The sequence below is a fragment of the Lichenicola sp. GTC18331 genome, from assembly GCF_055386855.1.
This window is the reverse complement of the sequence record NZ_AP045015.1, coordinates 914,229-938,517: the sequence shown is the minus strand read 5'-3', so window position 1 is coordinate 938,517 and position 24,289 is coordinate 914,229. Positions and strand designations below refer to the sequence as shown.

Annotated in this window: 22 protein-coding genes; 12 read left to right on the top strand and 10 right to left on the bottom strand. The window is 67.0% G+C overall.

The window, feature by feature from the left end:
* Positions 1–110: 110 nt before the first annotated feature.
* From ACZ5BM_RS04345 to rbsK, 6 genes are read left to right on the top strand one after another with little or no spacing between them, the layout of a single operon-like run.
* Positions 111–1,175 carry an autoinducer 2 ABC transporter substrate-binding protein gene (locus ACZ5BM_RS04345; RefSeq protein WP_498910161.1) on the top strand — a complete coding sequence of 355 codons (1,065 nt, stop codon included), beginning with the start codon at positions 111–113 and terminating at the stop codon, positions 1,173–1,175.
* Between the two features lie 10 nt (positions 1,176–1,185).
* A complete protein-coding gene (locus tag ACZ5BM_RS04340; protein WP_498910160.1) occupies positions 1,186–2,697 on the top strand; it encodes a sugar ABC transporter ATP-binding protein in 1,512 nt (503 codons plus the stop codon).
* Positions 2,694–3,740: an ABC transporter permease gene (locus tag ACZ5BM_RS04335; RefSeq protein ID WP_498910159.1), complete on the top strand. Its 1,047-nt coding sequence runs from the start codon at positions 2,694–2,696 to the stop codon at positions 3,738–3,740. The genes ACZ5BM_RS04340 and ACZ5BM_RS04335 overlap by 4 nt, the downstream gene beginning before the upstream one ends.
* On the top strand, positions 3,737–4,729 hold the full coding sequence (locus ACZ5BM_RS04330; protein WP_498910158.1) for an ABC transporter permease: 993 nt from the start codon (positions 3,737–3,739) through the stop codon (positions 4,727–4,729). Before ACZ5BM_RS04335 ends, ACZ5BM_RS04330 begins: the two co-directional genes overlap by 4 nt.
* Entirely contained in the window at positions 4,722–5,816 is a 1,095-nt protein-coding gene (locus ACZ5BM_RS04325) for an aldose epimerase family protein (protein WP_498910157.1), read from the top strand. The genes ACZ5BM_RS04330 and ACZ5BM_RS04325 overlap by 8 nt, the downstream gene beginning before the upstream one ends.
* Before the next feature lie 29 nt (positions 5,817–5,845).
* Entirely contained in the window at positions 5,846–6,766 is a 921-nt protein-coding gene (gene rbsK, locus ACZ5BM_RS04320) for a carbohydrate kinase family protein (RefSeq protein WP_498911482.1), read from the top strand.
* Between the two features lie 60 nt (positions 6,767–6,826).
* Here the strand turns inward: rbsK and ACZ5BM_RS04315 are convergent, their stop codons facing one another.
* Positions 6,827–7,330, bottom strand: a complete 504-nt coding sequence (locus ACZ5BM_RS04315) for a hypothetical protein (RefSeq protein ID WP_498910155.1) — start codon at positions 7,328–7,330, stop codon at positions 6,827–6,829.
* A gap of 275 nt (positions 7,331–7,605) precedes the next feature.
* On the opposite strand from ACZ5BM_RS04315, the gene rpsF reads away from it, so the two are divergent.
* From rpsF to ACZ5BM_RS04290, 5 genes are all read left to right on the top strand, one after another.
* Positions 7,606–8,085 (top strand): 30S ribosomal protein S6, encoded by a 480-nt coding sequence (gene rpsF, locus ACZ5BM_RS04310; RefSeq protein WP_422862501.1) that lies wholly within the window; start codon positions 7,606–7,608, stop codon positions 8,083–8,085.
* Positions 8,086–8,091: 6 nt separating this feature from the next.
* Positions 8,092–8,388 (top strand): small ribosomal subunit protein bS18, encoded by a 297-nt coding sequence (gene rpsR / locus ACZ5BM_RS04305; RefSeq protein WP_498910154.1) that lies wholly within the window; start codon positions 8,092–8,094, stop codon positions 8,386–8,388.
* Positions 8,389–8,400: 12 nt separating this feature from the next.
* Positions 8,401–8,973: a bL9 family ribosomal protein gene (gene rplI / locus ACZ5BM_RS04300; RefSeq protein WP_498910153.1), complete on the top strand. Its 573-nt coding sequence runs from the start codon at positions 8,401–8,403 to the stop codon at positions 8,971–8,973.
* Positions 8,974–9,104: 131 nt separating this feature from the next.
* Positions 9,105–10,322, top strand: coding sequence for a class I SAM-dependent methyltransferase (locus tag ACZ5BM_RS04295; RefSeq protein ID WP_498910152.1), 1,218 nt, complete (start codon positions 9,105–9,107; stop codon positions 10,320–10,322).
* 334 nt (positions 10,323–10,656) lie between these two features.
* Positions 10,657–10,983, top strand: coding sequence for a VOC family protein (locus ACZ5BM_RS04290; protein ID WP_498910151.1), 327 nt, complete (start codon positions 10,657–10,659; stop codon positions 10,981–10,983).
* 47 nt (positions 10,984–11,030) lie between these two features.
* Here the strand turns inward: ACZ5BM_RS04290 and fumC are convergent, their stop codons facing one another.
* The 8 genes from fumC to lptF form a co-directional block, all read right to left on the bottom strand.
* Positions 11,031–12,485, bottom strand: coding sequence for a class II fumarate hydratase (gene fumC, locus ACZ5BM_RS04285; RefSeq protein ID WP_498910150.1), 1,455 nt, complete (start codon positions 12,483–12,485; stop codon positions 11,031–11,033).
* Positions 12,486–12,496: 11 nt separating this feature from the next.
* Positions 12,497–13,990: a malate:quinone oxidoreductase gene (gene mqo / locus ACZ5BM_RS04280; RefSeq protein ID WP_498910149.1), complete on the bottom strand. Its 1,494-nt coding sequence runs from the start codon at positions 13,988–13,990 to the stop codon at positions 12,497–12,499.
* Positions 13,991–14,005: 15 nt separating this feature from the next.
* Positions 14,006–14,392 carry a cupin domain-containing protein gene (locus tag ACZ5BM_RS04275; RefSeq protein ID WP_498910148.1) on the bottom strand — a complete coding sequence of 129 codons (387 nt, stop codon included), beginning with the start codon at positions 14,390–14,392 and terminating at the stop codon, positions 14,006–14,008.
* A gap of 677 nt (positions 14,393–15,069) precedes the next feature.
* Entirely contained in the window at positions 15,070–15,903 is an 834-nt protein-coding gene (gene rsmA, locus ACZ5BM_RS04270; protein WP_498910147.1) for a ribosomal RNA small subunit methyltransferase A, read from the bottom strand.
* A 13-nt stretch (positions 15,904–15,916) separates the two neighbouring features.
* A complete protein-coding gene (locus ACZ5BM_RS04265) occupies positions 15,917–17,302 on the bottom strand; it encodes a peptidylprolyl isomerase family protein (protein ID WP_498910146.1) in 1,386 nt (461 codons plus the stop codon).
* Positions 17,303–17,320: 18 nt separating this feature from the next.
* Positions 17,321–19,678, bottom strand: coding sequence for an LPS-assembly protein LptD (locus ACZ5BM_RS04260; protein WP_498910145.1), 2,358 nt, complete (start codon positions 19,676–19,678; stop codon positions 17,321–17,323).
* Complete coding sequence (gene lptG / locus ACZ5BM_RS04255) at positions 19,678–20,790, bottom strand: LptF/LptG family permease (protein ID WP_498910144.1); 1,113 nt, start codon at positions 20,788–20,790, stop codon at positions 19,678–19,680. The genes ACZ5BM_RS04260 and lptG overlap by 1 nt, the downstream gene beginning before the upstream one ends.
* A gap of 10 nt (positions 20,791–20,800) precedes the next feature.
* Positions 20,801–21,946, bottom strand: a complete 1,146-nt coding sequence (lptF, locus tag ACZ5BM_RS04250) for an LPS export ABC transporter permease LptF (protein WP_498910142.1) — start codon at positions 21,944–21,946, stop codon at positions 20,801–20,803.
* 68 nt (positions 21,947–22,014) lie between these two features.
* Between lptF and ACZ5BM_RS04245 the strand changes: the two genes are divergently transcribed.
* Positions 22,015–23,223 (top strand): phospholipase D-like domain-containing protein, encoded by a 1,209-nt coding sequence (locus ACZ5BM_RS04245; RefSeq protein WP_498910141.1) that lies wholly within the window; start codon positions 22,015–22,017, stop codon positions 23,221–23,223.
* A gap of 12 nt (positions 23,224–23,235) precedes the next feature.
* Here the strand turns inward: ACZ5BM_RS04245 and ACZ5BM_RS04240 are convergent, their stop codons facing one another.
* On the bottom strand, positions 23,236–24,099 hold the full coding sequence (locus tag ACZ5BM_RS04240; RefSeq protein ID WP_498910139.1) for a MurR/RpiR family transcriptional regulator: 864 nt from the start codon (positions 24,097–24,099) through the stop codon (positions 23,236–23,238).
* Between the last annotated feature and the right edge of the window lie 190 nt (positions 24,100–24,289).

Here is a 24,289-nt window from a genome sequence, read left to right as displayed (position 1 = left end):
ATTTCTCGCGCCGGAGCCTGTTCGAGGAAAAGCGAGTGCCTGCAAGGGCGAACGGCGAAAGCACGGCGGAACAACCAGCCGGCGGCCGGAACGGGGAAGGAAACAGGACCATGACCACCATCAACAGGCGCCAATTCTCTCTGCTGGCCTCGGCCGCCGCGACTGCTCTGCTGTGCGGCAGCCGGGCGCATGCTGCGGCGTCGGAAGCCGTGAACGTGTCCGGCGTGCCGAAGGACATCTCGGCCAAGGCCACCAAGAAATACACCATCGCCACCGTGGTGAAGGTGGACGGAATCGCCTGGTTCGACCGCATGCGCGTGGGCGTGAAGCAGTTCGGCGCCGATCAGGGCCATGACGTCTGGATGGTCGGGCCAAGCCAGGCCGACGCCGCCGCCCAGGTGCAGATCGTGGAAAGCCTGATCGCCCAGGGCGTCGATGCGATCTGCATCGTTCCGTTCTCGGTGGAAGCGGTGGAGCCCGTGCTGCAGAAGGCGCGCGCGCAGGGCATCGTCGTGATCTCGCACGAGGCGTCCAACCTTCAGAACACCGATTGGGACATCGAGGCGTTCGACAACCACGCCTACGGCGCCAAGCTGATGGAGAATCTGGGCCAGCAGATGGGCGGGGAGGGCGGTTACGTCGCCACCGTCGGGTCGCTGACCGCCACGTCGCAGAACGAATGGATCGATGGCGGCGTCGCGTATCAGAAGGAGCATTTCCCCAAGATGTTCCAGGTGACGCAGCGCATCGAAACCAACGACGACGCGACCACCGACTACAACAAACTCAAGGAAGTGCTCACCACCTATCCGAATCTGCGCGGCATCCTGGGCGCGCCGATGCCGACTTCGGCGGGTGCGGGGCGTTTGATCGCCGAGCGTGGCCTGAAGGGCAAGCTGTTCTTCGCCGGAACCGGTCTCGTCTCCGTCGCCGGCCAGTATCTGAAGGATGGCGACATCAATTACATCCAGTTCTGGGATCCGGCGATCGCGGGCTACGCGATGAACATCCTGGCGGTGATGGCCCTGGCCAAGAAGCCGATCGCGCCCGGACTCGATCTCGGCCTGCACGGATACGAATCCCTGGCGCTCGGCGCTGCCGGCCGCAAGAACGTTCTGTACGGGAAGGGCTGGGTCGGCGTCACCAAGGCCAACATGAACGAATACAATTTCTGAGCGCAGCATCATGGCGGAAACGGCGCTGGTCGAACTGCGGGATATCTCCAAGCAGTTCGCCGGGGTGAAGGCGCTGGGCGGCGTGTCTCTGTCGATCCGGCCGGGCGAGATCCATTGCCTGGCCGGGGAGAACGGGTCCGGCAAATCGACGCTGATCAAGGTGATCTCCGGCGTCAACCGGATCGATGGCGGCACCGTCCTGATCGACGGCAAGGAGGAGCAGGCGCTCGATCCCCGACGCGCGATCGCGCTCGGCATCCAGGTGATCTACCAGGATTTCTCCTTGTTCCCGAACCTGACGGTGGCGGAGAACCTGTCGATCGGCGCCGAACTGCGCGAAGGGCGGAAGGTCGTGTCCTGGCGCCGCATGCGCGCGCATGCGGAAGAAGCGGTGCGTCAGCTGGGCGTGGCGCTCGATCTCGACACCACCGTCGAGATGCTGCCCACCGCCGGCAAGCAGCTGGTCGCGATCGCCCGCGCTCTGATGGCGCAGCCGCGTTTGTTGATCATGGATGAGCCGACCACGGCGCTGACCGGCCGCGAGGTCGATGTGCTGTTCGGCGTGGTGCGCGAGATCCAGGCGCGCGGGATCGCCGTTCTGTTCGTCAGTCACAAGATGCGAGAGATGCTCGATATTTCCGAGCGGCTTACCGTTCTGCGTTCCGGCCGCGTGGTGGCGGAAGGACCGATCCGGCAGTTCGACGAAGCCGCGATCACGCGTGCCATGACCGGTGCCGAACTGGACGAGGTGGCGTTCGAAGGCCCCGTTCTGGCAGCCGACGCCGTGCCGCGTTTGTCCGTCGGTGGGCTGTCCGTTCCAGGCGAACTGGACGATGTGTCGTTCGCGGTCGGCGCCGGCGAGATCGTCGGCATCGCAGGCCTGCTGGGCTCGGGACGCACCGAGCTGGCGTTGGCGCTGTTCGGCATGCGCCCGAAATACGCAGGCGAGATCAGGCTCGATGGCGAGGTGGTGCGGCTCGATGCCGTGCGTCGCGCGACCGATGCCGGCATCGCCTACGTGCCGGAGGACCGGCTGACGGAAGGGCTGTTCCTGCCCGAGACCATCAACCGCAACATCGTCGCCGCGTCCCTTCCGGCTTTGTCGCGCTGGGGCGTTCTGCGCAGCCGCGAAGCCGACCGCGTCGCCGCGGACACCATCCGCGCAATGACCGTCGCCACGCCGACCGGCGAGCGGCCGGTGATGCAGCTTTCCGGCGGCAATCAGCAGCGCGTGCTGATCGGGCGCTGGCTCCTGCGTAATCCGCGCCTTCTGATCCTGAACGGACCGACCGTCGGCGTGGATGTGGGCTCCAAGGCGGGAATCCACCGCGCCATACGCCAGCTGGCGGTGGAAAAAGGTTTGGGTGTGATCATGATCTCCGACGACATCCCGGAGCTGTGCGCGAACTGCAATCGCATCCTGTTGATGCATCGCGGCCGTTTGCGCGGCGCGATCCCGTCCGGATTGCCGCCGGCCGAGCGCGAGGCGCTTCTGTCCGAGCGCCTGCGGGGGCTGTCGTGAGCGGCGCGGCGATCCCGGCCCGTTCGTCCCTCGCCGGCCTGCGCACGCTGTTGTCGCGTCAGCCGGAATGGGCGGTGGCGGCTTTGGCGGTGGTGCTGATGCTGGTGATCGGCACGGTGAACCCGGCCTTCTGGGACCCTGCCAACCTGTTCAGCCTGCTGCGCGCCAACGTGGTCACCGGCATTCTGGCGCTGGGCGTTTTGCTGGTGATGCTGTCGGGCGGCATCGACGTGTCGTTTCCCGCCTTCGCCATCGCCGCGATGTATCTGACGATCAAGGGCATGATCGCCACCGGCTATGACGGCGTTGTGCTGCCGTTCGTCGTCGCGACGCTGATCGGGCTCGGGCTCGGGCTTCTGAATGCCGTGTTCGTGCATGGTCTGCGCATGATCCCGCTGATCGTCACCCTGGGCACCGGCACCGCCGTGCGCGGTCTGCTGCTGGGCGGGGTGAGCGCCAGCCAGATCAATATCGACGAGATGCCGCACCGGCTGATCGCGTTCGCCAACACGCAGCTCTTCACGCTGAAAAGCGGCGACGGCCATGTCGGCCTGTCGGCGATGGTGCCGCTCTACCTGCTGATCGCGGTCGGTGTGCATCTGCTGCTGCGTCACACCCTGGCGGGGCGCGGCATCTATGCGCTGGGCGGCGGCGAGGAGCCGGCGCGACGGGCCGGGTTCTCGGTGCGCAACACGCGCCTGCTGATCTACGGTCTGGCCGGTGCGCTCGCGGGCTTCGCCGGGCTGCTGCACGGGTCGATGATCTGGGTGGCGAACCCGCGTGACATGGCGGGCTCGGAGATCGACGTGATCGCCGCCGTGGTGCTCGGCGGGGCCAGCATCTTCGGCGGACGTGGCTCGGTGGTAGGCACCATGCTCGGCGTGTTCACCTTCGTACTGCTCACCAACAGCCTGATCATCATGCATATCGACACCACCTGGCAGCGCGTCGTGGTGGGTCTGGTCGTGGTCGGCGCCGCGGGCATCACCGCCTGGCGCGACCAGAGGCGCCAGCGCGGCGCCGGACGGGGAGTGGGAGCATGAGCGCGCTGGCCGCACGTCTGCGCCGGATCGATCCGGCGATCGCGCAGCTTCTGCTGCTCACCGTTCTGGTGTTCGTGGGGATGAGCTTCCTGGAGCCGCGCCGGTTCCTGCGGCCCTACGTGTTCGAATCCATCACCTTCGTGGCGCCGGAACTCGGCCTGCTGGCGGTGGCGATGATGGTGACGATGCTCACCGGCGGCATCGACCTTTCGGTGATCGGCATCGCCAATCTGGCCGGCATTCTGGCCGGGATGTTCTTTCATGCCGTCGGTGGGGCGCACGGACCGGGTCTGGCCGGTCTGGCCGCGGGTCCGGTGCTGGTCGGCGTGCTGATCGCGCTCGGCGTCGGGCTGCTGGGCGGCGCGCTGAACGGGGCCCTGGTGTCGCAGGCCAAGATCACGCCGATCCTGGCCACCATCGGCACCGGGCAGATCTTCACCGGCATCGCCCTGGTGCTGACCGGCGGGCCTGCGATCGTCGGCTTTCCCCGCAGCTGGGGCGCGATCGGCAACGGCACGCTGGGCGGCGTCGCAATCCCGGCCCTGGTGTTCCTGCTGGCGGCCGGCGCGGTCTGGCTGATCCTGGCGCGCACCCCGTTCGGCGTCGGCCTGAAGCTGATCGGCACCTCGGCGCGTGCGGCGCGGTTCGCGGGCCTGCACACGGTGCGGACGGTATGGCTGTCCTATGTGTTGAGCGGCGTTCTGGCGAGCCTTGCCGGAATCATCCTGAGCGGCCGCACCAACGCCGCCAAGTCGGATTACGGCGTGTCCTATCTGTTGCAGGCGGTGCTGATCGCGGTGCTGGGCGGGACCAACCCGGCCGGCGGTCGCGGCTCGGTGCCCGGCATCGTGCTGGCGCTGATCGCGCTGATGCTGCTCTCGTCCGGCCTGCAGATCATGCGGTTCAGCAACTTCCTGGTGGATTTCATCTGGGGGGCGTTCCTGCTGCTATCCATCGCGCTGAACGCGCTCCGGACCCGTCGTGGCTGAGCCGGACACCGCCCCCGTGCGTGCGCGCATCCCGCTGCGCCAGGACGCGCCGGACGGTCCGGTGGTGCAGGCGGGCACGCTGTCCGCCAGCCTGTTCCGTTATCCGGGCGGGGTGCGCGGCCTGACGCTGGCCAATGCGCGCGGCAGCGTGACCGTGCTGCCCTGGATGGGGCAGATGGTCTGGGACGCGACGTTCGACGGCGTGCGTCTGGGTATGCGCTCCTTGTTCGCCGAGCCGGTGTCGGGCGCCCGGACGATCGGCGAGACCTATGGCTGCCTCGCCTTCCATAGCGGGTTGCTGCGCAACGGCGTTCCGGGGCCCCGTGACGACCATGCCGCGCATGGCGAGTTTCCCTGTGCGACGATGAACGACGCGGCGATCGAACTGCTCGACGGTCCGGATGGCCCGGCGCTGCGCCTGGTCGGCGAGCGGGTGCATACGGAAGGGTTCGGCGCCGCCTATCTGGCGCGTCCGAGCGTGACGTTGCGTGCGGACGGCACCGCATTCGCGTTCGGCATGGCGGTGCGCAACCGGTCCGCACGGCCGATGCCGCTGATGTACATGGCGCACGTCAATCCCGGTTTCGTCGAGCACGGGCGCATCGTGCAGCCGATGCCGTGGACGCCCGAGCATGTGCGTGTGCGCCGCGCCGTGCCGCGCCATGTGCGGCCGGACCCGGCCTATCTGGCGCGGATCGAGGCGTTCGGTGCGGAGCCGTCGCGGGCGCGGACCCTGTCCGATCCGGCTGCCTTCGAGCCGGAGCAGGTGTTCTACCTGTCGGGGCTGCGCACGGACGCCGATGGATGGGCAACGCAGTTGCTGCGTTCGCCGGAAGGCTGGGCATACAGCCTGTCGCACCGGCCGGACGCGCTGCCGCATTGCGTGCGCTGGTTGATGCATGACGGCGATGTGGGGGTGGCGGCGTTCGCGCTGCCCTCCACCTGCGAGCCGGAGGGCTACGAGGCCGAATCGGCCAAAGGGAATGTCCGCTTTCTGGGGGCGGGCGAGGAAGTCCGGTTCGCGGTCGAGATCGGGTTTCTCGATGCAGGGGCGGCAGAGAGAATGGAAGCGGCGATCGCGCCGTGAGCGGGATGGGGAGCGGAAGCGTGTCCGGAATGATCGGCGTGGTCGGCAGCAACATGGTCGATCTGGTGACGACGGTGGGGCGCATGCCGGGCTGGGGCGAAACGCTGGAAGCGCCGGGCTTCGCCATGGGTTTCGGCGGCAAGGGCGCCAATCAGGCGGTCGCGGCGGCCAAGCTGGGGGCGTCGGTGATGATGGTGACGCGGGTCGGCGACGATCTGTTCGGCGGCGACGTGAAGGCCAATCTGGATCGCAACGGCGTGGATGTGCGCCATGTGCGAACGGCGCCGGGAACGGCGAACGGCGTCGCGCCGATCTTCATCGACCCCAACGGCGAGAACGCGATCCTGATCGTCAAGGGCGCCAACGACCATCTCTCGCCGGCTGATGTGGATGCGGCGGCAGCCGATCTGGCCCGATGCGGGCTGATCGTGTTGCAGCTCGAAGTGCCGCTGGAGACGGTCTACCACACCATCGACTGGGCGCGGGGGCAGGGCGTGCCGGTGCTGCTGAACCCGGCCCCGGCCAACCCTGCGCTCGATCTCGACCGGGTGAAGGACGTGGCGTTCTTCATGCCGAACCAGACCGAGCTGGCGCTGCTGACAGGTCGGGAAACCGGAACGGTCGAGCAGGCGACGGAGGCCGCGCAGCTCCTGCTCGCGCGCGGGATGGGCACGGTGGTGGTGACGCTGGGTGGTGACGGTGCGCTGCTGGTGACGCCGGATGGGGTGGAGCACCTGCCGCCGGTGCGCGTGCAGGCGCGCGACACGAGCGGCGCCGGCGATGCGTTCATCGGCGCGTTCGCGGCGCACTACATGGGTGGTCTGGCGCTGCGTCCCGCGCTGGCGCAGGCGACGCGCTATGCGGCGCTGTCGGTGACCCGCGCCGGCACGCAGGCGAGTTTTGCCGATCGGGACGAATTCGCGGCGTTCGAGCCAGCGGCAGGCGCATAGGCGCTTCCCTTTCAGGACAGGCGTGCCGGGCGGGAGCAGCGGTGTGCGATGCCGGTCCGGTCAGCCGGCGGTTGGCACCTTGCGGACGAAATCCTCGGCGATCCTGCCGCATATCGTCTCGGTCGCGGGCGCGTTCGGCTTGCCGATATGCGCCACGTTCAGCCGCTCCAGACTGCCACCGGACGCGAACAGCGCCACCACCGCGTCGCGCACCTTGGGGTCGGCGGTCGGCTGCGCCCCGCCCAACAGGGCCTTCGCCAGGATGATCGCGTTCGCATGATCCACAAAGGCGATCGCCAGCGACACGCCCGCCGGATTGACGTTGTCGTTGACGTCGGTGTCGAGGACGACGTCGAGTTCGTAGGCCGGTAGCCGGTCCACCAGAACGAGGCCTGGACGGTGCGAAAGGGCGGATTCCAGGCATGCGCGCAGCGGCGCCGTGACGCTGGTGTCGCCCAGCACCTTCAGCCCCACCCGGACCGGATCGGCCGCCCGCGCCGACGATGCGGTGGCGCAGCCGATGACGAGGGTCGCGAACAGGTGCAAGGCCGTGATCCGTCGCACGAATATCGTCCTCCGTCCCCGATCGTTTCGCTGACGATCCTACGTGATCGTGTCGACGGCCGAAAGAAGGCTGACGCAGCCTCCGTCCCGGAACCGGCCCGATCGGGCCTGGGTGCGATTTCCCTTGCGCGGGCGCAGGCTTCCGTGCTCTACGCCGCGGCTTCCCTGCCGGAGCGAGTGGCATCGCGCCGGCTATACCCATGCCGTGATCCACGGCGCCGCCAGCCGGGATTCCCCCCGGAACGGTCGGGTTGAACCATCCGAAGGGAGAACCCATGCCACTGTATGAAAGCGTGCTGATCGCACGTAACGACATCACCCAGGCTCAGGTCGACCTGATCGCCGACAACATCTCCGTTCTGGTCGAGAACGACGGTGGTTCGGTGAAGAAGCGGGAATATTGGGGCCTTCGCAGCCTCGCCTACCGCATCAAGAAGAACCGCAAGGGCCACTACCTGCTGCTCGGCCTCGACGCCAAGCCGTCCTCCATCGCCGAGATGGAGCGTCAGCTGGGCCTGAACGAAGACGTGCTGCGCTTCCTGACGCTGCGCGTCGAGGCGATCGACGAGGCGCCGTCCGCGATCCTGAGCCGCAAGGGTGACGATCGCGAGCGCGGTTTCCGCGGGCCGAAGCCGGCCGGTCGTTTCGATAGCGGCCGCAAGCGCGGCTACGACGATCGCGAAGAGTTCCGCGCCCGTGGCGAGGATGGCGACCGCGCGCCGCGCGGTGGCCGTGAGATGGCCGAGGCGGAGTAAGCACCCATGTCGCAGACCACCAACAACCAGGGTGCTGGCGAGGAAACCGGCCCGGCCGGCCGTCGCACCGCCGTGGGCGCCCGTCGCCCGTTCTACCGTCGCCGCAAGTCCTGCCCGTTCTCCGGCCCGAACGCGCCGAAGATCGACTACAAGGACGTGCGTCTGCTGAGCCGCTTCCTGAGCGAGCGCGGCAAGATCGTGCCGAGCCGCATCACCGCGGTGTCCGCGAAGAAGCAGCGCGAGCTGGCCAACGCCATCAAGCGCGCCCGCTTCCTGGCGCTGCTCCCCTACATCCTGAGCTGAGGGAGCAGAACCATGTCCGCTACCGAAGTGATCCTGCTCCAGCGCGTTGAGAAGCTGGGCCAGATGGGCGAGATCGTGAAGGTGAAGCCGGGTTATGCCCGCAACTACCTTCTGCCGCAGGGCAAGGCGATCCGCTCCAACGCCAACAACCGTGAGCGTTTCGAGCGCGAGCGCATCCAGCTCGAGGCGAACAACCTCAAGCGTCGCGAGGAGGCCGAGCGTCTCGCCGAGCGCGTGAACGGCCTGACGGTCGTCATCATCCGCCAGGCCGGCGACAGCGGCAGCCTGTACGGCTCCGTCTCGCCGCGCGACATCGCCGTGGCCGCGGCCGAGGGCGGTCTGACCATCGACCGTTCGCAGGTGCAGCTCGCCCACCCGATCAAGACGCTCGGCCTCGCCGACGTCCGCGTGGTGCTGCATCCGGAAGTGACCATCCGCGTGGTCGCCAACGTCGCCCGTTCCGTGGAAGAGGCCGAGCGCCAGGCCCGCGGCGAGCGTATCGGCCGCGACGACGAGGACGAGGACGATCAGGACGCCGAGGCGATGTTCGACGCCGAGGCGACCGAGGACGACGAAACGGTCTGAAGCGTTACGCTTCTGCCACAGTCGGGAGGCCCGGAACCGCGAGGTTCCGGGCCTTTTCCGTTCTGAGCGGTTTTTGACCGAGAGCGTTGCAACGCGTCATCCTGCCGGGAGGACTGACGCGGAGGTTCGCCATGAACAGCTTGCTCGATCTCGTGCTCCGGCGCTTCATCCGCCAGGGCCGTTTGAGGGTCCGCTATTCAGACGGCACCGAGCGCGCCTACGGCACCGGCGATCCCCAGGCTGGCATCGCCTTCACGGATCCTTCGGTCGAGAAGGGGATGCTGCTCAATCCTGGCCTCGTCTTCGGCGAGGCCTACATGGACGGCAAGATCGTGCTGACTGACGGCACGCTCTACGATCTGCTCGACATCTTCATGGTCGCGGCCCTGCATGGCGGCCATCCGGGCGCCGCGATCGCGTCGCGCCTGCGGGAAGCCAAGCGACTCTGGACACAATACAACCCGGCTCCGCGCGCGCAGCGCAACGTGGCGCACCACTACAATCTCAGCGGCCAGCTCTACAGCCTGTTTCTGGATAGCGACCGGCAATATTCCTGCGCTTACTTCCCACACGGAGATGAGACGCTGGAGGAAGCGCAGGTGCTGAAGAAGCGCCACATCGCCTCCAAGCTGAAACTCGACCGGCCCGATCTCGAGGTGCTCGATATCGGCTGCGGCTGGGGCGGCATGGCGCTCACGCTCGCGCGCGATTACGGCGCACGCGTCACCGGCATCACCCTGTCCACCGAACAGCTCGCCGCTGCGCGCGCGCGTGCGCGCGAGGCCGGGCTGGAGGACCGCGTCCGGTTCGAGCTGATGGATTATCGCTCGGTCTCCGCGCGCTACGACCGGGTCGTGTCGGTGGGCATGTTCGAGCATGTCGGCATCGGCCATTTCGACCGCTATTTCCGCGCCATACGCGATTGCCTGCGCCATGACGGCGTGGCGCTGGTGCATTCGATCGGCCGCAGGGAAGGGCCCGGCGCGACCAATGCGTGGCTGGACAAATACATCTTCCCCGGCGGCTATTCGCCGGCGCTGAGCGAGACTTTCGCCGCCGTGGAGCGCTCCGGCCTCTGGGTCACGGATTGCGAGATCCTGCGTCTGCACTACGCCAAGACGATCGCGCATTGGCGCAGCCGCTTTCAGGCCAATCGCGCCTTGATCGCCGGGCTCTACGACGAGCGCTTCTGTCGCATGTTCGAACTCTATCTGGCCGGCTCGGAGATCGCCTTCCGCCGCCAGGGTCACATGAACTTCCAGCTCCAACTCACGCGCGAGACGGAGGCGGTGCCCCTGTCGCGCGACTACATGCTCGATGCGGAGCGCGCGGCGGCGGGACGGGCATAAGAGGGAACGGCTGGGAAGGCGCATGATCCGATCGCCGTGCGTGCGTTGCTGACCGGGGTGGCTCCGCCGGATTTCGGTCTGTCCTTTTGCGCCATGTTCGGCGCTTCGCGATCGGATATCGGGCTGATGCTCTAACCGATCGGACGGGACCACGATGCGCGCTTGGCGATAGACGGGGCGGCTCCGTTCGCTACAAGCCGGACGCGCTTCCCAGAAAATCCTACGTGCTCGTCCCGGATATCATGCTGGAACCGGACGCCGTACGGCCCTGGATCGGTCGCCGCGTCGCGAGCTTGCCTGCACAACGCGCAACACGACAGTGAGGGGGAACAGAATGGTCGCCCGTATCAGTTTCGTCGAACTTCCGGCGCCGAATCTCGGCGCTGCGCGGTCCTTCTACTCGCAGGCATTCGGTTGGGCCTTGACCGATTTCGGCCCCAGCTACTCCTGCACGATGAACGGAGAGACCGATCTGGGTTTGCACGGCGATATGCAGGAAGCGCCGGCTCAACCGCTTCCCGTCATCCAGGTGGATGATCTCGACGCCGCGCAACGCGCCGGAGGCCGGATCAGCCGGGCCGCTTTCGGCTTTCCCGGCGGCCGACGCTTTCACTTCCTCGATCGGAACGGCCTCGAACTGGCGGCGATGCAGCCGGACTGAGGTGTCCACGCGCCGGCTGTCCGTCGCGGCCAATCCGGTCGCGCGACTCAGGCTCCCGCGACGCCTTCGCCGATCATGTCGGCCGGCACGACGATGCGGTCGAAGGTGTCGGCGTCGATCTTGCCGGAGCGGAGCGCTGCGTCGCGCAGGGTATCGCCGGTGGCGGCGGCGTCCTCAGCGATGTGAGCGGCGTTCTGGTAGCCGATATGCGGGGCGAGCGCCGTGACCAGCATCAGGGATCGGTCGATGCTGTGGTCGATCGCGTCGCGGTTCAACTCGGTGCCTTCGACCGAATAGGTGCGGAACTTCTCCATTCCGTCCGCCAGGATGGTAGCGCCGTGCAGCACGTTGTTGATGATGATCGGCCGCATCGCGTTCAGCTCGAAGTTGCCCTGGCTACCGGCGAAGGCGACCGCGTTGTCGTCGCCGATCACCTGAATCGCGATCATCACGATCGCCTCGCACTGGGTCGGGTTGACCTTGCCCGGCATGATCGACGAACCGGGCTCGTTATCCGGCAGCTTCAACTCACCAAGTCCGCAGCGCGGACCCGAAGCCAGCCAGCGCATGTCGTTGGCGATCTTCATCAGCGCCACGGCCAGCCCGCGCAGCGCCGCCGACGCGCGTACCATGGCGTCGAGCGAGCCTTGCGCCATGAACTTGTTGGGTGCCGTGACGAACGGCTTGCCGGTGAGATCGGCGATCCGTTTCGCCACCTGTTCGGAAAACCCCTTCGGGGCATTCAGCCCGGTGCCGACCGCCGTGCCGCCGAGAGCCAGTTCGTAGAGACCTTCGCGCGAGCGTTCGATCTCGCGCTGGGCTGCGCGCAGTTGCGCCGCCCAGCCGGACCATTCCTGCCCGACCGAGAGCGGCACGGCGTCCTGGAGATGGGTGCGGCCGGTCTTGACCACCTCCATCCAGCCTTCCGCCTTCTGCTCGATGCAGCTTGCGAGCCTGTCGAGTTCGGGCAGCAGGCGGCTGTCGATCAGTTCCACCGTTGCAACATGCATGGCGGCGGGGAAGCTGTCGTTGGAGGACTGGCTCTTGTTGACGTCGTCGTTCGGCGCGACCGGTTTCTGGGAGCCCAATTCGCCGCCCAGAAGCTGGATCGCCCGGTTGGACAGCACCTCGTTGATGTTCATGTTGCTCTGCGTGCCGGAGCCGGTCTGCCACACGAACAACGGGAAATGCGCGTCGAGCTTGCCGTCGATCGCCTCGTCGGCGGCGTGGACGATGGCGTCCGCCTTCCAGCCCGGCAGACCGCCGATCTCGCGGTTCACCAGCGCGCAGGCTTTCTTCACCACGCCATAAGCCCGGTACACCTCGACCGGCATATGGTCGCGGCCGATGGAGAAATGCTGCAGCGAGCGCTGGGTCTGTGCGCCCCAGTAGCGATCCGCCGGCACCTCGACCTCGCCCATGGAGTCGAACTCGCGGCGTTTTCCGGTGGCGTCGATGCCGACCGGGAGATCTCGCATCGTCGGATGATCCTGCTCTGCCATGTCCCGCTCCCTCAGACGTTCTGCAGGCCGAGCACCGGGGCCGTATCGGCACGGGTGCGTCGGCAGGCCTCGGCATCTTGACGCAGATCGATGCCGTAGGTCGGGATGATCTGCTTCAGCTTCGGCAGCCAGGCCGCGTCCGTCAGACGGTCCTTGAAGCATTTCTCCAGCAGGGAGATGGCGATGAAGGCGGCGGTGGAGGCGCCGGGCGATGCGCCGAGCAGGGCGACAATGGAATTGTCGTGGTTACCCAGCAATTCGGTGCCGAACACCAGCTCGCCGCCGCCATGCCCGTCGGGCTTGATGATCTGCACGCGCTGACCGGCGACGGCTTCCTCCCAATCGTTCTCATCGGCATCGGGATAGAAGGTTTGCAGGGTCTCGAACTTTTGGTGCGGCGTCTGCACGACCTGGCCGACGAGATATTCCTCGAGCTGGAACGAGTGCGCGGCCACGTCGAGCAGCGGGCCGAGATTGCCCAGGCGGATCGACTTGAACAGATCGAGCAGCGAGCCTTCCTTCAGGAACTTGGTCGAGAAGCCGGCATAGGGCCCGAACAGCACCGAATGCTCTCCGCCAACCACGCGCATGTCGAGATGCGGCACCGACATTGGCGGCGAACCATGCGCGGCCTTGCCGTAGACCTTCACGTGGTGCCGTTTGGCGACCTCAGGCTTGTTGCAGCGGAGCCAGACGCCGGACACGGGGAAGCCGGCATAGCCGTGCGCTTCGGGGATGCCTGAGCGCTGGATCAGCGTCAGCGCCGCGCCGCCTGCGCCGACGAACACGAAGCCGGCGGACAGGGTGGTCTTCTCGCCGCTCCGCTTGTCGGTGGCGCGGACGGTCCAGCGCCCGTCATCCTCGCGCGCAAGGCCATCGACCTCGTGCTGGTAGAAGATCGACGCGGCGCCGTCGCGGCCGAGATGGCCAATCAGCGCGTGGGTGAGGGCGCCGTAATCGACATCCGCACCGGTCGCCATGCGGGTGGCGGCGACGGGGTCGCTTGGGTCGCGGCCCTGCATGACCAGGGGGGCCCAGTCGGCAATGGCGGCGGCCTCGTCGGTGAACTCCATGCCCGCGAAGCAGTGATGCGCGCTCATCTCCGCGTGGCGCTTGCGAAGGAAGGCGACGTCGTCATGGCCGACCACGAAGCTCATATGCGGGCAGGAGCGGATGAACGCAGCTGGGTCGGCGATGGCCCCGCTCCGGATCAGATGGGTCCAGAGCTGACGTGACAGGTCGAACTCGACATTCACCTCCAGTGCCTTGGAGATGTCGACCGAGCCGTCCGGTTTCTGCGGTGTGTAGTTCAGCTCGCAGTTGGCGGCGTGGCCGGTGCCGGCATTGTTGTAGCCCTGCGAGCTTTCCAGTCCGCAATCTTCGAGCCGTTCCAGGATGGCGATGCGCAGGCCGGGGTCGAGCTCATGCAGCAGCGTGCCGACGGTGGCGCTCATGATGCCGGCGCCGATCAGGACGATATCGTAATGGGTGGCGGTGTCGGACATGATCGTTTCCTCCGCTCAGCTCTTCTGGAAACGCAGGTTGGTGCCGTCCTTATAGACGACATAGGCGCGGCGCCAGGGCTCGTCGCCGATCAGCCGCCATTTGTGGCCGGTGCCGGTATTGTCCTGCGCCAGCAATACGTCGCCGGGGCGGATGGTGAAGGTGGCGCCGCTTTTGGTCTCGAACTCGAGCGTGCCGGCGAGGGTCAGCACGTAGCGGGGCACCGGATCCTGGTGCCATTCGAACGATCCGCCGGATGCGGTTTCCCGGAAGGAAATCTCGACCGCTTCGCTGGGCTTGCCGATGAAATCGCCGCGCTCGCCTTCGTCGAGTACGATCCGGCCCTCCTCGAACAAGGAGTTGCCGTCGTCTCCGGTCCACATCCTGACGCAACGGATCGCCATGCCGATCTCTCCGGTCTTGTCCCGGAATATGCCCGGGGGTTGAGGGGGCGAGCGCGTTCGCGCCCGGCGCCGGCCGTTCGCGGCGGCTGCAACACGAGGCCTGCAACCGTTCTTCGTGGCGATGGTTGCGCTGGAATAGTCCGAGAAACCAAAACTATTCTATAAAGACGATTCAATGCGGTCGACTTTTTCGATTTCAGCGTTCGTTATGACAACGCAGGATCAGCGGCGTGAGCATCGTCCGTGCCGGGCGTGCTGCGTCATGATCGAACTATGCGCACATCCGTCGCAAGGCGGTGGGGGAATATCCTCGCAGAAAATCAAGGCTCGACAATGGGTTGTTGGAAGGCGACCTGTCGATTGGACCGCCGCTGCCGCCGGATGTCACGACGGTCGGAGATGCCGTCCTGTTTAGGAAGATCCCGGGGCAAGATGCGGGCGGGAGATCAGATGATGATCCGATCTTGGTATTAGAGCGATACTGTTCTCGTCATCCAAGTAAAGCGAGTGTAAACGAACACAACCTCTGCCGCAGTCGGGACGGTGTCGTTTCCCGGGACGCGTTCTGAAGTGTGCTCCCAAACCGGACCAGCGAGCGGTGAGCTCCATGAGTCGTCCGGCTTGGAGGTGGCAAGGCGGCTGAGGTTGGTCTGCGTGAGGCCTGCTTCTGAAACCGGCTAGAGCAGCCGTGCGAGGCGATCGAATTCAGAGATGTCCAGCGTTTCCGCCCGGCGCTGTCCGTCGATGCCGGCGCGGTCGAGCAGGGCTTCTCCGCCGAGGCTCTTGAGCGAGCCGCGCAGCATCTTGCGGCGCTGGCCGAAGGCGGCGGCGGTCAGGCGTTCCATGGCCGAGAACAATGCCGGCGTCGGTTGTTCGGCGTGCGGGCGGAGCCCGACCACGGCGGAGAATACCTTGGGCGGCGGCGAAAACGCACCGGGCGGGATGCGCGTGAGCAGGGCCGTGTCGCAGCACCATTGCGACAGCACGGCGAGGCGGCCGTAATGGTCGGAATCCGGCGCGGCGACGATGCGCTCGGCCACTTCGAGCTGGAACATCAGCGTCAGCCGCTCCCAGTCGGCGGCGCGCCGGAGCCAGCCGACCAGAAGCGGCGTGCCGACATTATAGGGCAGGTTGGCGACGATCTGGCGTGGCGCCGGGCAGAGCGTGGCGAGATCGAGCCGTGTCGCGTCGGCCTGGATCAGGCGCAGCCGGTCCGGCTGGCCGTCCGCCGCCATGGCCTGGCGCAGAGCCTCGATCACCAGAACGGCGCGTTCGTCCACCTCCACCGCGGAAACGGTCTCGGCCGGCGTGTCGAGCAGCGCGCGGGTGAGACCGCCCGGGCCGGGACCGACCTCGACCACGTGGCGCCCGCGCAGATCCCCGGCCAGGGCGGCGATGCGTGCGATCAGGGCCGGGTCGAGCAGGAAATGCTGACCGAGCGATTTGCGCGCGTCGAGCCCATGTTCGGCAAGGACGTCGCGCAGGCTGGGCAGGCCGCGCGGCAGGCTCATCGGAGCGGGGTCCTCAGGAGGGCTGCCGCATGTCGATCACCGCCTTGCGGTGCAGGTCGCGGTTGAGCTGACGCGAGACCAGCTCCACACGCTCGTTCAGGAGCTGGTCGGCGATGGCCTCGGTGTTGAGATCGGCGCGGTTCTTCTGGCTGCGCGAGCAGACCATGATCACGTCGATGCCGTCGCCGGAGACCAGCGGATGGCTCGCCTGATTGACCGGCAGATTGGTCAGCACGTTGGCCATTTGCGGGTTGAGACGGTCGAGCTCAACCGAGCCCGGATTGCCGGGGCGCTTCTCGCCGAACGTCTTGTTGGCCGCTTCGATGGCGGCGCAATCATGCGCGTCCTTGGCGAGTGCGGTGGCCTGTTGCAGCGCCTGTTCCTGTTGCGGCGTCGGCGCCTGCGGGTTCAGCGGGCTGCTGAACGGGATGAAGGCCTGGCGCAGATCGAGAACGGTGGTCATGTCCTTGCCCACCTCCCTGCGCCCGGCCAGGGTGATGATGTCGTAGCCGCCCGCGACCCGGATCGGGTTGCTGATGGCGCCGACCGGCATGGTCTTGGCGAGCGCCACCACCTCGGGATCGAGCGTGTCGGCACGGACCCAGCCGAGCGCGCCGCCTTCCAGCGCCGTCTGGCTCTGGCTGAACTGGGCCGCGACGATGGGGAAGGGCGCGCCGGCGCGGAGCTGCTGGATCACCGTGTCGGCGAATTTGAGCGCGTCGCCGCTGTTCTTGGGGTCCTCGACCGGAACGAAGATCTCGCTGATATTGAACTCGGGCTGGCCTGTCTCGCTTTTGGTGGCGGCGATGCGCTGCCGGATATCGGCCGAGGTGATGCGGGCGCGGTCGCCGAGCTGTTCGCGCAGAACGCCGGTCCAGGCGAGCTGAACGCGGATCTGGTCGATCAGCGTGGTCATGGAAACCCCGTCCGCGGCGAGCTTGTCGCGCAGGGCATTGGGCGGCATGCCGTTGCGCTTCTCGATATCGGCGATGGCGTTGGCGATCTGGGTCAGCGGGATGTTGATGTGGCGCTGCTGGATTTCCTGCATGCGCAGCTTCTCGTCGATGAGCTGCCGCGTGATCTGCGGACGCAGGCGGTCCTGCACCTCGGCGTTCATCGGCAGGCCCGTGGACAGGGCAAACAGGCGGGCGCGATCGTCCACGTCGCGCTTGGTGATGATCTGGCCGTTCACCACGGCGACGATCTGGTCCTGGTCGGCCGGTCCCGCGGGCGCGGCGGCGGTCTTGGCGGCGGCGTGATCGTGCTTGTGCCGATGGGCCGGGCTGCCGGTCTGGGCCATGGCCGCGCCTGAGGCGAGCAGGGCGGCGAGGCCCACGGCCGCGCAGAGCCGCGCGCGCAGCTTGAGGCCGTTGGAACGAGGGGCGCGCCTGGAGCTCATGATCGGTTCCTGGAAACTTCAGCCGTTCACCGGGAAGGTGCCGAGCGTCTTGAAGGTGAGGGTGAACAGGATGGAGGTGTCGCCGCTGTCGCCGTTGATGGTGGTGTAGCGGCGGTTGAAGGCGACGTCGAAGATGAAGCAGTCATTGGTGTAGGACGCATCGGTGCCGATGGCGACGAAGCGGTTGTTGGACAGGTCGCGGCGTGTGTAGCCGGCGACATGCCATTGTTTCCAGGTCGAGGAAAGGCCGATCGTCCCTTCGTTGGTCGGGATCAGGTAAGCCTTGAGCGGCAGGCTCGTGTAGATGTTGTTGTTGTAATAATAATAGAAGCTGCGCCGGTTGTAGATGTAGCCGCCGGTGACCGAGAACAAAGGCACGCCGGCCGAGAACAGGCCGTCGGCGAAATTGGTTCGGCCGGTGTTGTGGTCGAACCGGTCGCGGACGGTGAAATCGAGGTAACGTACCGGGGTGAAGCGCAAGCGCGCCACGATGTCCGAGGCATGGGTCTGCAGGCCGGTATCGGGAAGCTGGTTGCGGTCGATATGCTGCTGCAGGCTTTCGCCGACCAGGGCGTCGACCTGTCGCGACCCGAAGGTCCAGTTCGCGTGCAGGCCGTAATTGGCGCGCAGGCCGCCGTCGAGGCGGTCGGTGCCCTCGTGCCGGTTGATGTTGAACAGCGTGCTGTCGGTGAATTCGTAGTCGAGGCTGTCTTCGTTCGGCATGTTGCGCGTACGGCTGTTGCCGTAGTTCGGCGCGGCGATGAGCTGGACGATCGGCTCCAGGATCACCGAGCTGTTGCGCATGCTCTTCAGGAACGGCCAGTTCATCTTCAACGCCGCCGTCGGCAGGGCCTGGGCGGTGGTGGCGGCGTTGATGCCGGCGTAGTTCGGCAGCAGATCGAGCTTGGTGGCCTTGTAGACCGAGCTGTCGAGATGGGTCGTGAACACGAACATCTGGCCCCAGCGGTCGTGGAACGGCCGGTCCCAGTTCAGGCTGATCTGTCCGCGCTGATCGGAGGTGCCGTTGGCGCGGTAGATGTTGAAGTCCGAGGTGCCGAGCGAGAAGCGGCCGCCGAGCCGGTCCGGCGTGCCGGTGAAGTAGTACTGATAGCGCGGCAGGACGAAGGGCAGCTCGCTCTGGTTGATGACGCCGGCGTTGAGGCCCTGGAAGGCGGTTCCGTCGATGCGCGAATAGGCGCCGGTACCGAAGCCCTCGATATAGGCGTCGCTGGACAGGACGTCGGCGCCGTAGCCGGTGATGCGGTAGTCGCGCATGTAGTTGGCGGACGAGGCGAGGTTCACGTCGGCGCCGTAGCGCCAGTACTGGTTCCAGTTGAACTGGGCCTTGGCGAACACGTAGCCCTGCACGCCCTTGTCGTCCACGGCGGCGACCTGGTTGCCGTTGGTGGCTGTATAAGCGCCGGTCTTGGTGGTGTCATAGGCGACGGCGCCGGTGATGCGCAGGATGCCGCTGTTGAAGTTGTGCCGGTACTGGGTGGTGAGCTGCGGCCCGGTGCGGGTCGAGAGCAGGGGCACGAACGTCGCGTCGCTTTCGCGATCGATGGCCCAGAAGTAGGGCAGGGTGATGTAGGTGCCGAGATACTTGTCGTGCGGCGAGATGTCGCCGAGCAGGAAGCCGCTCTGTCGCTTCACCGATGGATCAGGGGTGGAGAAGAACGGCAGGTAGCCGACCGGCAGGCCGAACATGTCGAGATAGACGTCGCGATATTCGATGCGTTTGTGTTCGAGGTCGTCGGTCGCGTCATAGGCGCGGATCTGCCAGAAGGGGGGGTGCTCCGGGTGTTCGGCGCAGACCTTGCAGGCGGTATAGACCACGCGCGACAGGTCGTTGACCTTGCCGTCGGTGCGTCGTGCGCCGTTGGCGGCCATCTTGCCGTTCATGGCCATGATGCCGCGCATGTCGGTCATTACGGCCTGACGCATGCCCTGGGTGAGTTCGGCGTAGTCGGAGAACAGCACCTGGCCGTCCGGCTCGACGATCGCCACGTGCCCGGACGCGGCGGCGACGCCGCTGTTGCGGTCGTAGGTGACGCGGTCGGCGCGCAGCGCGTGGTCGTTCTGCCAGATCTCCACATGGCCGGTCCATGTGACGATGCCGCCCTTGCTGTCATAGGACACGCTGTCGGCGCGGAAGGTGACCGGCTCGTTGCGCTGCATCGGTGCGCCGCCATGGCCCGCGCCGGGCATGGCGATCTGTGCGCGGGCGATCTCGAACGGCAGCCCGGCCAGAGACAGGCCGTATAGCCCGGCGCAGAGCAGCCGTCTGCGGAGCGACGGCGCGGCGGAGGCCGGCGCCGGAGCGGGGCGTGAGGCCGGGAACGTCCTGGCGGACGGAGCGACGGTGCGACGGCGCATCAGCCATCCTCCAGGTGCAGCAGAAGAGCGATGGCGAGCAGAAGACCCGCGGCGGCGGGCGCCCAGGCGGCCATGAGCGGCGGCAGGGCGCCGGACTGGCCGAACTGTTCCGCCACCTTGGATACGGTGAAGAGCAGAAAGCCGGCGCCGACGCCGCTGCCGATCATGCGGGCGACGCCGCCGCGCCGGACCGGGCGCATGGAGAAGCCGGCCGAAACCAGCGCCATGGTGCCGGCCAGGAGGGGCAGGGCCAGCAGCGACTGGAAGTGGAGCCTGTGGCGGATGGAGGAGAAGCCGGAGCGGTCCAGCAGCCGGATGAAGCTCGGCAGCGCCCAGACCGACAGCGTGTCGGGGGCGGCGAAGCTTTCCTGCACGCGCGAGACGGTGAGATCGGTGGGCAGGCTCATGTCGCCGACATGCACCGGCATGTGGTCGGGCACCACCGTGCTGGCATCCCCGAAATCCCACGCGCCTTTGTCGAGCCGTCCCGTGGCGGCTTCCACGCGCTGGAGCAGGCGATCGGCGTTGTCGAGCCGGAACACGCTGACCTGCCGGATCGACAGGGTGCCGTGCTTCAGCGACACGCCGCGGGCATGCAGGATGGCGACGCCGCCCGGCTGCAGTCCGGGATCGGATTGCCGCAGCCAGAGTTCGCCGCCGGCGAGGTTCAGGCTGCCGCCGGAATTGCGCAGATAGATGTTGTCCAGCGCTTCGGCGCGGGAATAGGTCGCTGCCGCCAGCGGGCTGATCAGCGTGGTGGCGATCAGGCCCACTGCCATGGCGCAAGCGAGCGGAGCGGCCAGGAACTGCCACGCGGAGATGCCGGCGGCGCGGGCCACGATCAGCTCGGAAGAGCGGGTCAAACGCCAGAAACACACGATTCCGCCCAGAAGCACGCCGAAGGGCAGGATCTGGATGCAGAAATACGGCAGATGCAGGGCGGCGATCTCCACCGCCAGGCTGGCCGGCACGTCCGGGCGGGTGGCGGCGCGGCGCAGCAGGTCGATGAAGTCGAACAGCGAGACGAGGCCGGTCAGCGAGGCGATCAGCGCCAGGATCGACAGGGTGAACTGGCGCGAGATGTAGAACGAGAGGGTGATGGCGACGGGCATGGCGGCGGCCTCAGGCGACCGCTCGGCCGGCACGGGAAGCGCCGGTTTCGCGCTGCTGCCGCAGTTCCGGCCAGAACAGGTAGGCGGCGCAGAGCAGGCCGGGCAGGATCGCCTGCAGCCAGATCAGCGGGATCAGCGCGGCATTGCGCGCGGCCACGCTCTGCACCACGAGGCCCAGTGCCAGCAGCCCGACCACGCTGCCGATGGCGGCCATCGGCCTTCCGTAGCCGCCATGGCGGGAGAAGCCGCCCGCCAGCACCGCGACCAAGGCGACCATGGTGAAGGAAAAGGCGGTGAGCGGGGCAGTGAGGCGACGGTGCGCTTCCACCAGGAACTTGCCGCGGTCGCGCGGCTGCACGAACCGCGGATCGGGGTGGAACAGCTCGCCCAGGGACATCTCGGTGGAGTCGCGATAGCGCACGTCGTCGCTCTTGTTGGCCGAGGCGAGATCGATGGTGTTCTGGGCGAAGGTGAGCACGTTGAGGCGGCCGGTCTTGCGGTCGATCTCCTGGCGGGACCCGTCGAACAGCACCACCTTGGGCACGTCGCCGTTGGCTTCCAGATGGCCGTGCTCCGCCAGGATGGTGGCATGCACCGCCTTCTGCCGGTCGTCTTCCACCATGATGCCGCGCAGCGTGCCGTCCTTGTCCCGCGCGCGGATATACACGGTCATGGTCGGCGAGACCTGGGTGAAGACGCCTTCCTGCAGCAGGAAGGCGGCCATCTTGTTGCGGATCTCGAACTCGTATTCCCGGAATCGGTGATAGGAGGCCGGAACGATCCATATGTTCAGGACGTAGGACAGCAGAACCGCGATGGTGGTGCAGTAGAGCGCCGGCCGCGCGATCCGCGATGGAGCCAGCCCTGCCGCCCGCATCACCGTCAGCTCGCGATCCCCGGACAGGCGCTGGTAGACGAACTGCGCGACCACGAAGGTGGTGATCGGCAGGATGACCGCCACGAAATTCGGGATCAGCAATCCGGTCAGTTCCAGGAACACCCGGAGCGACAGGCCCCGGTCGATCACCAGGCTCACGAAGCGCAGCGACTGGGTCAGCCAGATCAGCATGGCCAGCCCGCCCGTGGTCGCGGCCAGGGCGACCAGGAGCTGGCGCAGCACGTACTTGTCCAGGCGACTGACGGAAAACCGCTTCATGCCTCTTCCTACCCTTCCCGGGGGTTCGGCAAAAGTGCCCGCCTCCCCGGCCGGCTCGGGGCCTTGTTATGACAACTGAGAAAACCGAGCGTTTATGGCGTCACCATCTGCGCCGGCATCGCAAGGTGTCGGACGCGGCGATGATCGCCGGCAACCGGGTGGAGGTGCTGCCGGACGGCGCCTCCGTGGTGCGGGCGGTGATGGATGCGCTGGAGCGGGCCGAGCGCTACGTCCATATGGAATACTACACCGCGGACGACGTGACGCTGGACGGGCGCTCGTTCTTCACGCTGATGGAGCAGGCGGTGCGTCGCGGCGTCGAGGTGGCGCTGATCTGGGACGCGATCGGCTCGAACGGAACGCCGGACAGGCTGTTCGACCGGCTGGCGAAGGCCGGCGTGCGGCTGGTCGAGTATCACCCGATCAACCCGTTCAAGAAGCGCTTCAACATGGCGGTCAACGACCGCGACCATCGCAAGCTGTGCGTGATGGATGGCGAGCTGGCGATCATGGGCGGCGTGAACATGTCGCGCGTCTACGAGACGCCGGAATCGGCCGGGCGCGGGCGCGACGCCAACCATGCGTACTGGGTCGATAACGGCATCCGGTTCGCGGGGCCGGCGGTGGACGAGGTGCACCGGCTGTTCTTCCGCACCTGGGATTCGAGCGGCGGTTCCGAGCATCCGCCCCTGCTGGGCCAGGACGAGACGGCGCGGCCGGCTTGCGGCCAGCACACCATGCGCGTGGCCGGCAGCGCGCCCGCAGAGCGCAAGCCGCTGTTCAATCAATCGATCCGGGCGGCGATCCGGGGCGCGCGGTCGCATCTGGTGCTGGCGACCGGCTATTTCGTGCCGACGCGGCGCGAATGGCGTCTGCTGTGCCGGGCGGCGCGCCGCGGCGTGACGGTGGATCTGCTGCTGCCGGGCTACAGCGACGTGCAGTCGGCGGTGCATGCGGCGCGGTCGCTGTATGGGCCGCTGCTGAAATGCGGCGTGCGGATCCACGAGGTGCGGAACGCCATGCTGCACGCCAAGGTGGCGACGTTCGACGGCGTGCTGACCGTGATCGGCACCTCGAATTTCGACCGGCGCTCGGTGCATTACAACAACGAGATCGACGCCGTGGTGATGGGGACGGACGTGGCGGGCGAGATCGAGGCGCTTCTGCGCACCCAGATCGAACGCGCGGTGACGATGGAATACGAGGACTGGGCGCATCGCTCCCTGCGCGAGCGGGGGCTGGAGTTCTTCGCCCGTCTGTGGCGGCGGCTGATGTGATGGCGCTGCGGGTCAGCGGCGGCGTTTTCCCCGGACCGCCTCCTGGGTTCTGGACAGGTTCTTCTCCGCGCCGTCGTAATCGCGCTGCGCCAGCATGACGAAGACGGCGTCGAGGAGGTTGAGCTGCGCGATGCGGGCGGCGGCATTCTCGCCCAGAAGCGGCGATCCGCGCGCCGTGGAGCAGAGCACGATACCGGCGGCCTCGGCGAGCGGGGAGCCGAGATAGTTGGTGACGGCGATGGTGCTGGCGCCGCTGTCGGCGGCGCGCTGCAGCGCTTCGAGCGTGATGGCGGTCGCGCCGGAATGGGAAAAGCCGATCGCGACGTCGTTCGGTCCCAGCAGGGCCGCCGACATCAGCATCATGTGGGCGTCGTCGTGCACGGTGGCGGAGATGCCGATGCGCAGGAATTTGTGCGCGACGTCGCGCGCGATCTGTGCCGACCCGCCGACGCCGTAGAAATCGATCCGTCTCGCACCGTGAAGCAGCGCGGCTGCGCGTTCCAGCGCGGACACGTCGACGATGGCCAGCGTTTCCTCGAGCGCCTGGATGGAGGCGCGGAACACCTTCTGCACGATCTCGGCGCCCGTGTCGGCGGGCGAGAGTTCCTCGTGCATCTCCACGATCGGCAGACGGTTGTAGGAGGCGAGGTTGCGTCGGAAGTCGCGGAACCCGGCGAAACCGAGCTTCTTGGCGATCTTCACCACCATGGCTTCGGACACGCCGGCCTCTTCCGCCACATCACGCAAGGCCGTGTCTTCGGTGAAGTCGCGCCGCGCCAGCACCTGCTCCACCACCTTGGCCTCCAGCGGCGTGAGGCTGGGCATCATCATTCTGAGCCTGGGGCCCACCAAACGGGGATCTGCCGCGTCGTCCATCGGTCCTGTCCTAACGCAAAGCTGGCGCGGGACGAACCGTGCCGTCCTCTGTGGTGGTCATGCTACTGCAAACTTCACGATATGAGAAAATTCGTGAAGTAAGTCTGGATTCGTCTGCGCGGTTGGCATAGAGATGCACGTCAGCAGAAGGGGTATCGCCTCGGCTGCGGTCTTTTTCTTCACGCCGGCC

Excerpts from the sequence above, each read along its gene's own strand:
- ACZ5BM_RS04345 (WP_498910161.1), top strand. The coding sequence starts at position 111 with ATGACCACCATCAACAGGCGCCAATTCTCTCTGCTGGCCTCGGCCGCC.
- ACZ5BM_RS04340 (WP_498910160.1), top strand. The coding sequence starts at position 1,186 with ATGGCGGAAACGGCGCTGGTCGAACTGCGGGATATCTCCAAGCAGTTC.
- ACZ5BM_RS04330 (WP_498910158.1), top strand. The coding sequence starts at position 3,737 with ATGAGCGCGCTGGCCGCACGTCTGCGCCGGATCGATCCGGCGATCGCG.
- rbsK (WP_498911482.1), top strand. The coding sequence starts at position 5,846 with ATGATCGGCGTGGTCGGCAGCAACATGGTCGATCTGGTGACGACGGTG.
- rpsF (WP_422862501.1), top strand. The coding sequence starts at position 7,606 with ATGCCACTGTATGAAAGCGTGCTGATCGCACGTAACGACATCACCCAG.
- rpsR (WP_498910154.1), top strand. The coding sequence starts at position 8,092 with ATGTCGCAGACCACCAACAACCAGGGTGCTGGCGAGGAAACCGGCCCG.
- rplI (WP_498910153.1), top strand. The coding sequence starts at position 8,401 with ATGTCCGCTACCGAAGTGATCCTGCTCCAGCGCGTTGAGAAGCTGGGC.
- ACZ5BM_RS04295 (WP_498910152.1), top strand. The coding sequence starts at position 9,105 with ATGAACAGCTTGCTCGATCTCGTGCTCCGGCGCTTCATCCGCCAGGGC.
- ACZ5BM_RS04290 (WP_498910151.1), top strand. The coding sequence starts at position 10,657 with ATGGTCGCCCGTATCAGTTTCGTCGAACTTCCGGCGCCGAATCTCGGC.
- fumC (WP_498910150.1), bottom strand. The coding sequence starts at position 12,485 with ATGGCAGAGCAGGATCATCCGACGATGCGAGATCTCCCGGTCGGCATC.
- mqo (WP_498910149.1), bottom strand. The coding sequence starts at position 13,990 with ATGTCCGACACCGCCACCCATTACGATATCGTCCTGATCGGCGCCGGC.
- ACZ5BM_RS04275 (WP_498910148.1), bottom strand. The coding sequence starts at position 14,392 with ATGGCGATCCGTTGCGTCAGGATGTGGACCGGAGACGACGGCAACTCC.
- rsmA (WP_498910147.1), bottom strand. The coding sequence starts at position 15,903 with ATGAGCCTGCCGCGCGGCCTGCCCAGCCTGCGCGACGTCCTTGCCGAA.
- ACZ5BM_RS04265 (WP_498910146.1), bottom strand. The coding sequence starts at position 17,302 with ATGAGCTCCAGGCGCGCCCCTCGTTCCAACGGCCTCAAGCTGCGCGCG.
- ACZ5BM_RS04260 (WP_498910145.1), bottom strand. The coding sequence starts at position 19,678 with ATGCGCCGTCGCACCGTCGCTCCGTCCGCCAGGACGTTCCCGGCCTCA.
- lptG (WP_498910144.1), bottom strand. The coding sequence starts at position 20,790 with ATGCCCGTCGCCATCACCCTCTCGTTCTACATCTCGCGCCAGTTCACC.
- lptF (WP_498910142.1), bottom strand. The coding sequence starts at position 21,946 with ATGAAGCGGTTTTCCGTCAGTCGCCTGGACAAGTACGTGCTGCGCCAG.
- ACZ5BM_RS04245 (WP_498910141.1), top strand. The coding sequence starts at position 22,015 with ATGACAACTGAGAAAACCGAGCGTTTATGGCGTCACCATCTGCGCCGG.
- ACZ5BM_RS04240 (WP_498910139.1), bottom strand. The coding sequence starts at position 24,099 with ATGGACGACGCGGCAGATCCCCGTTTGGTGGGCCCCAGGCTCAGAATG.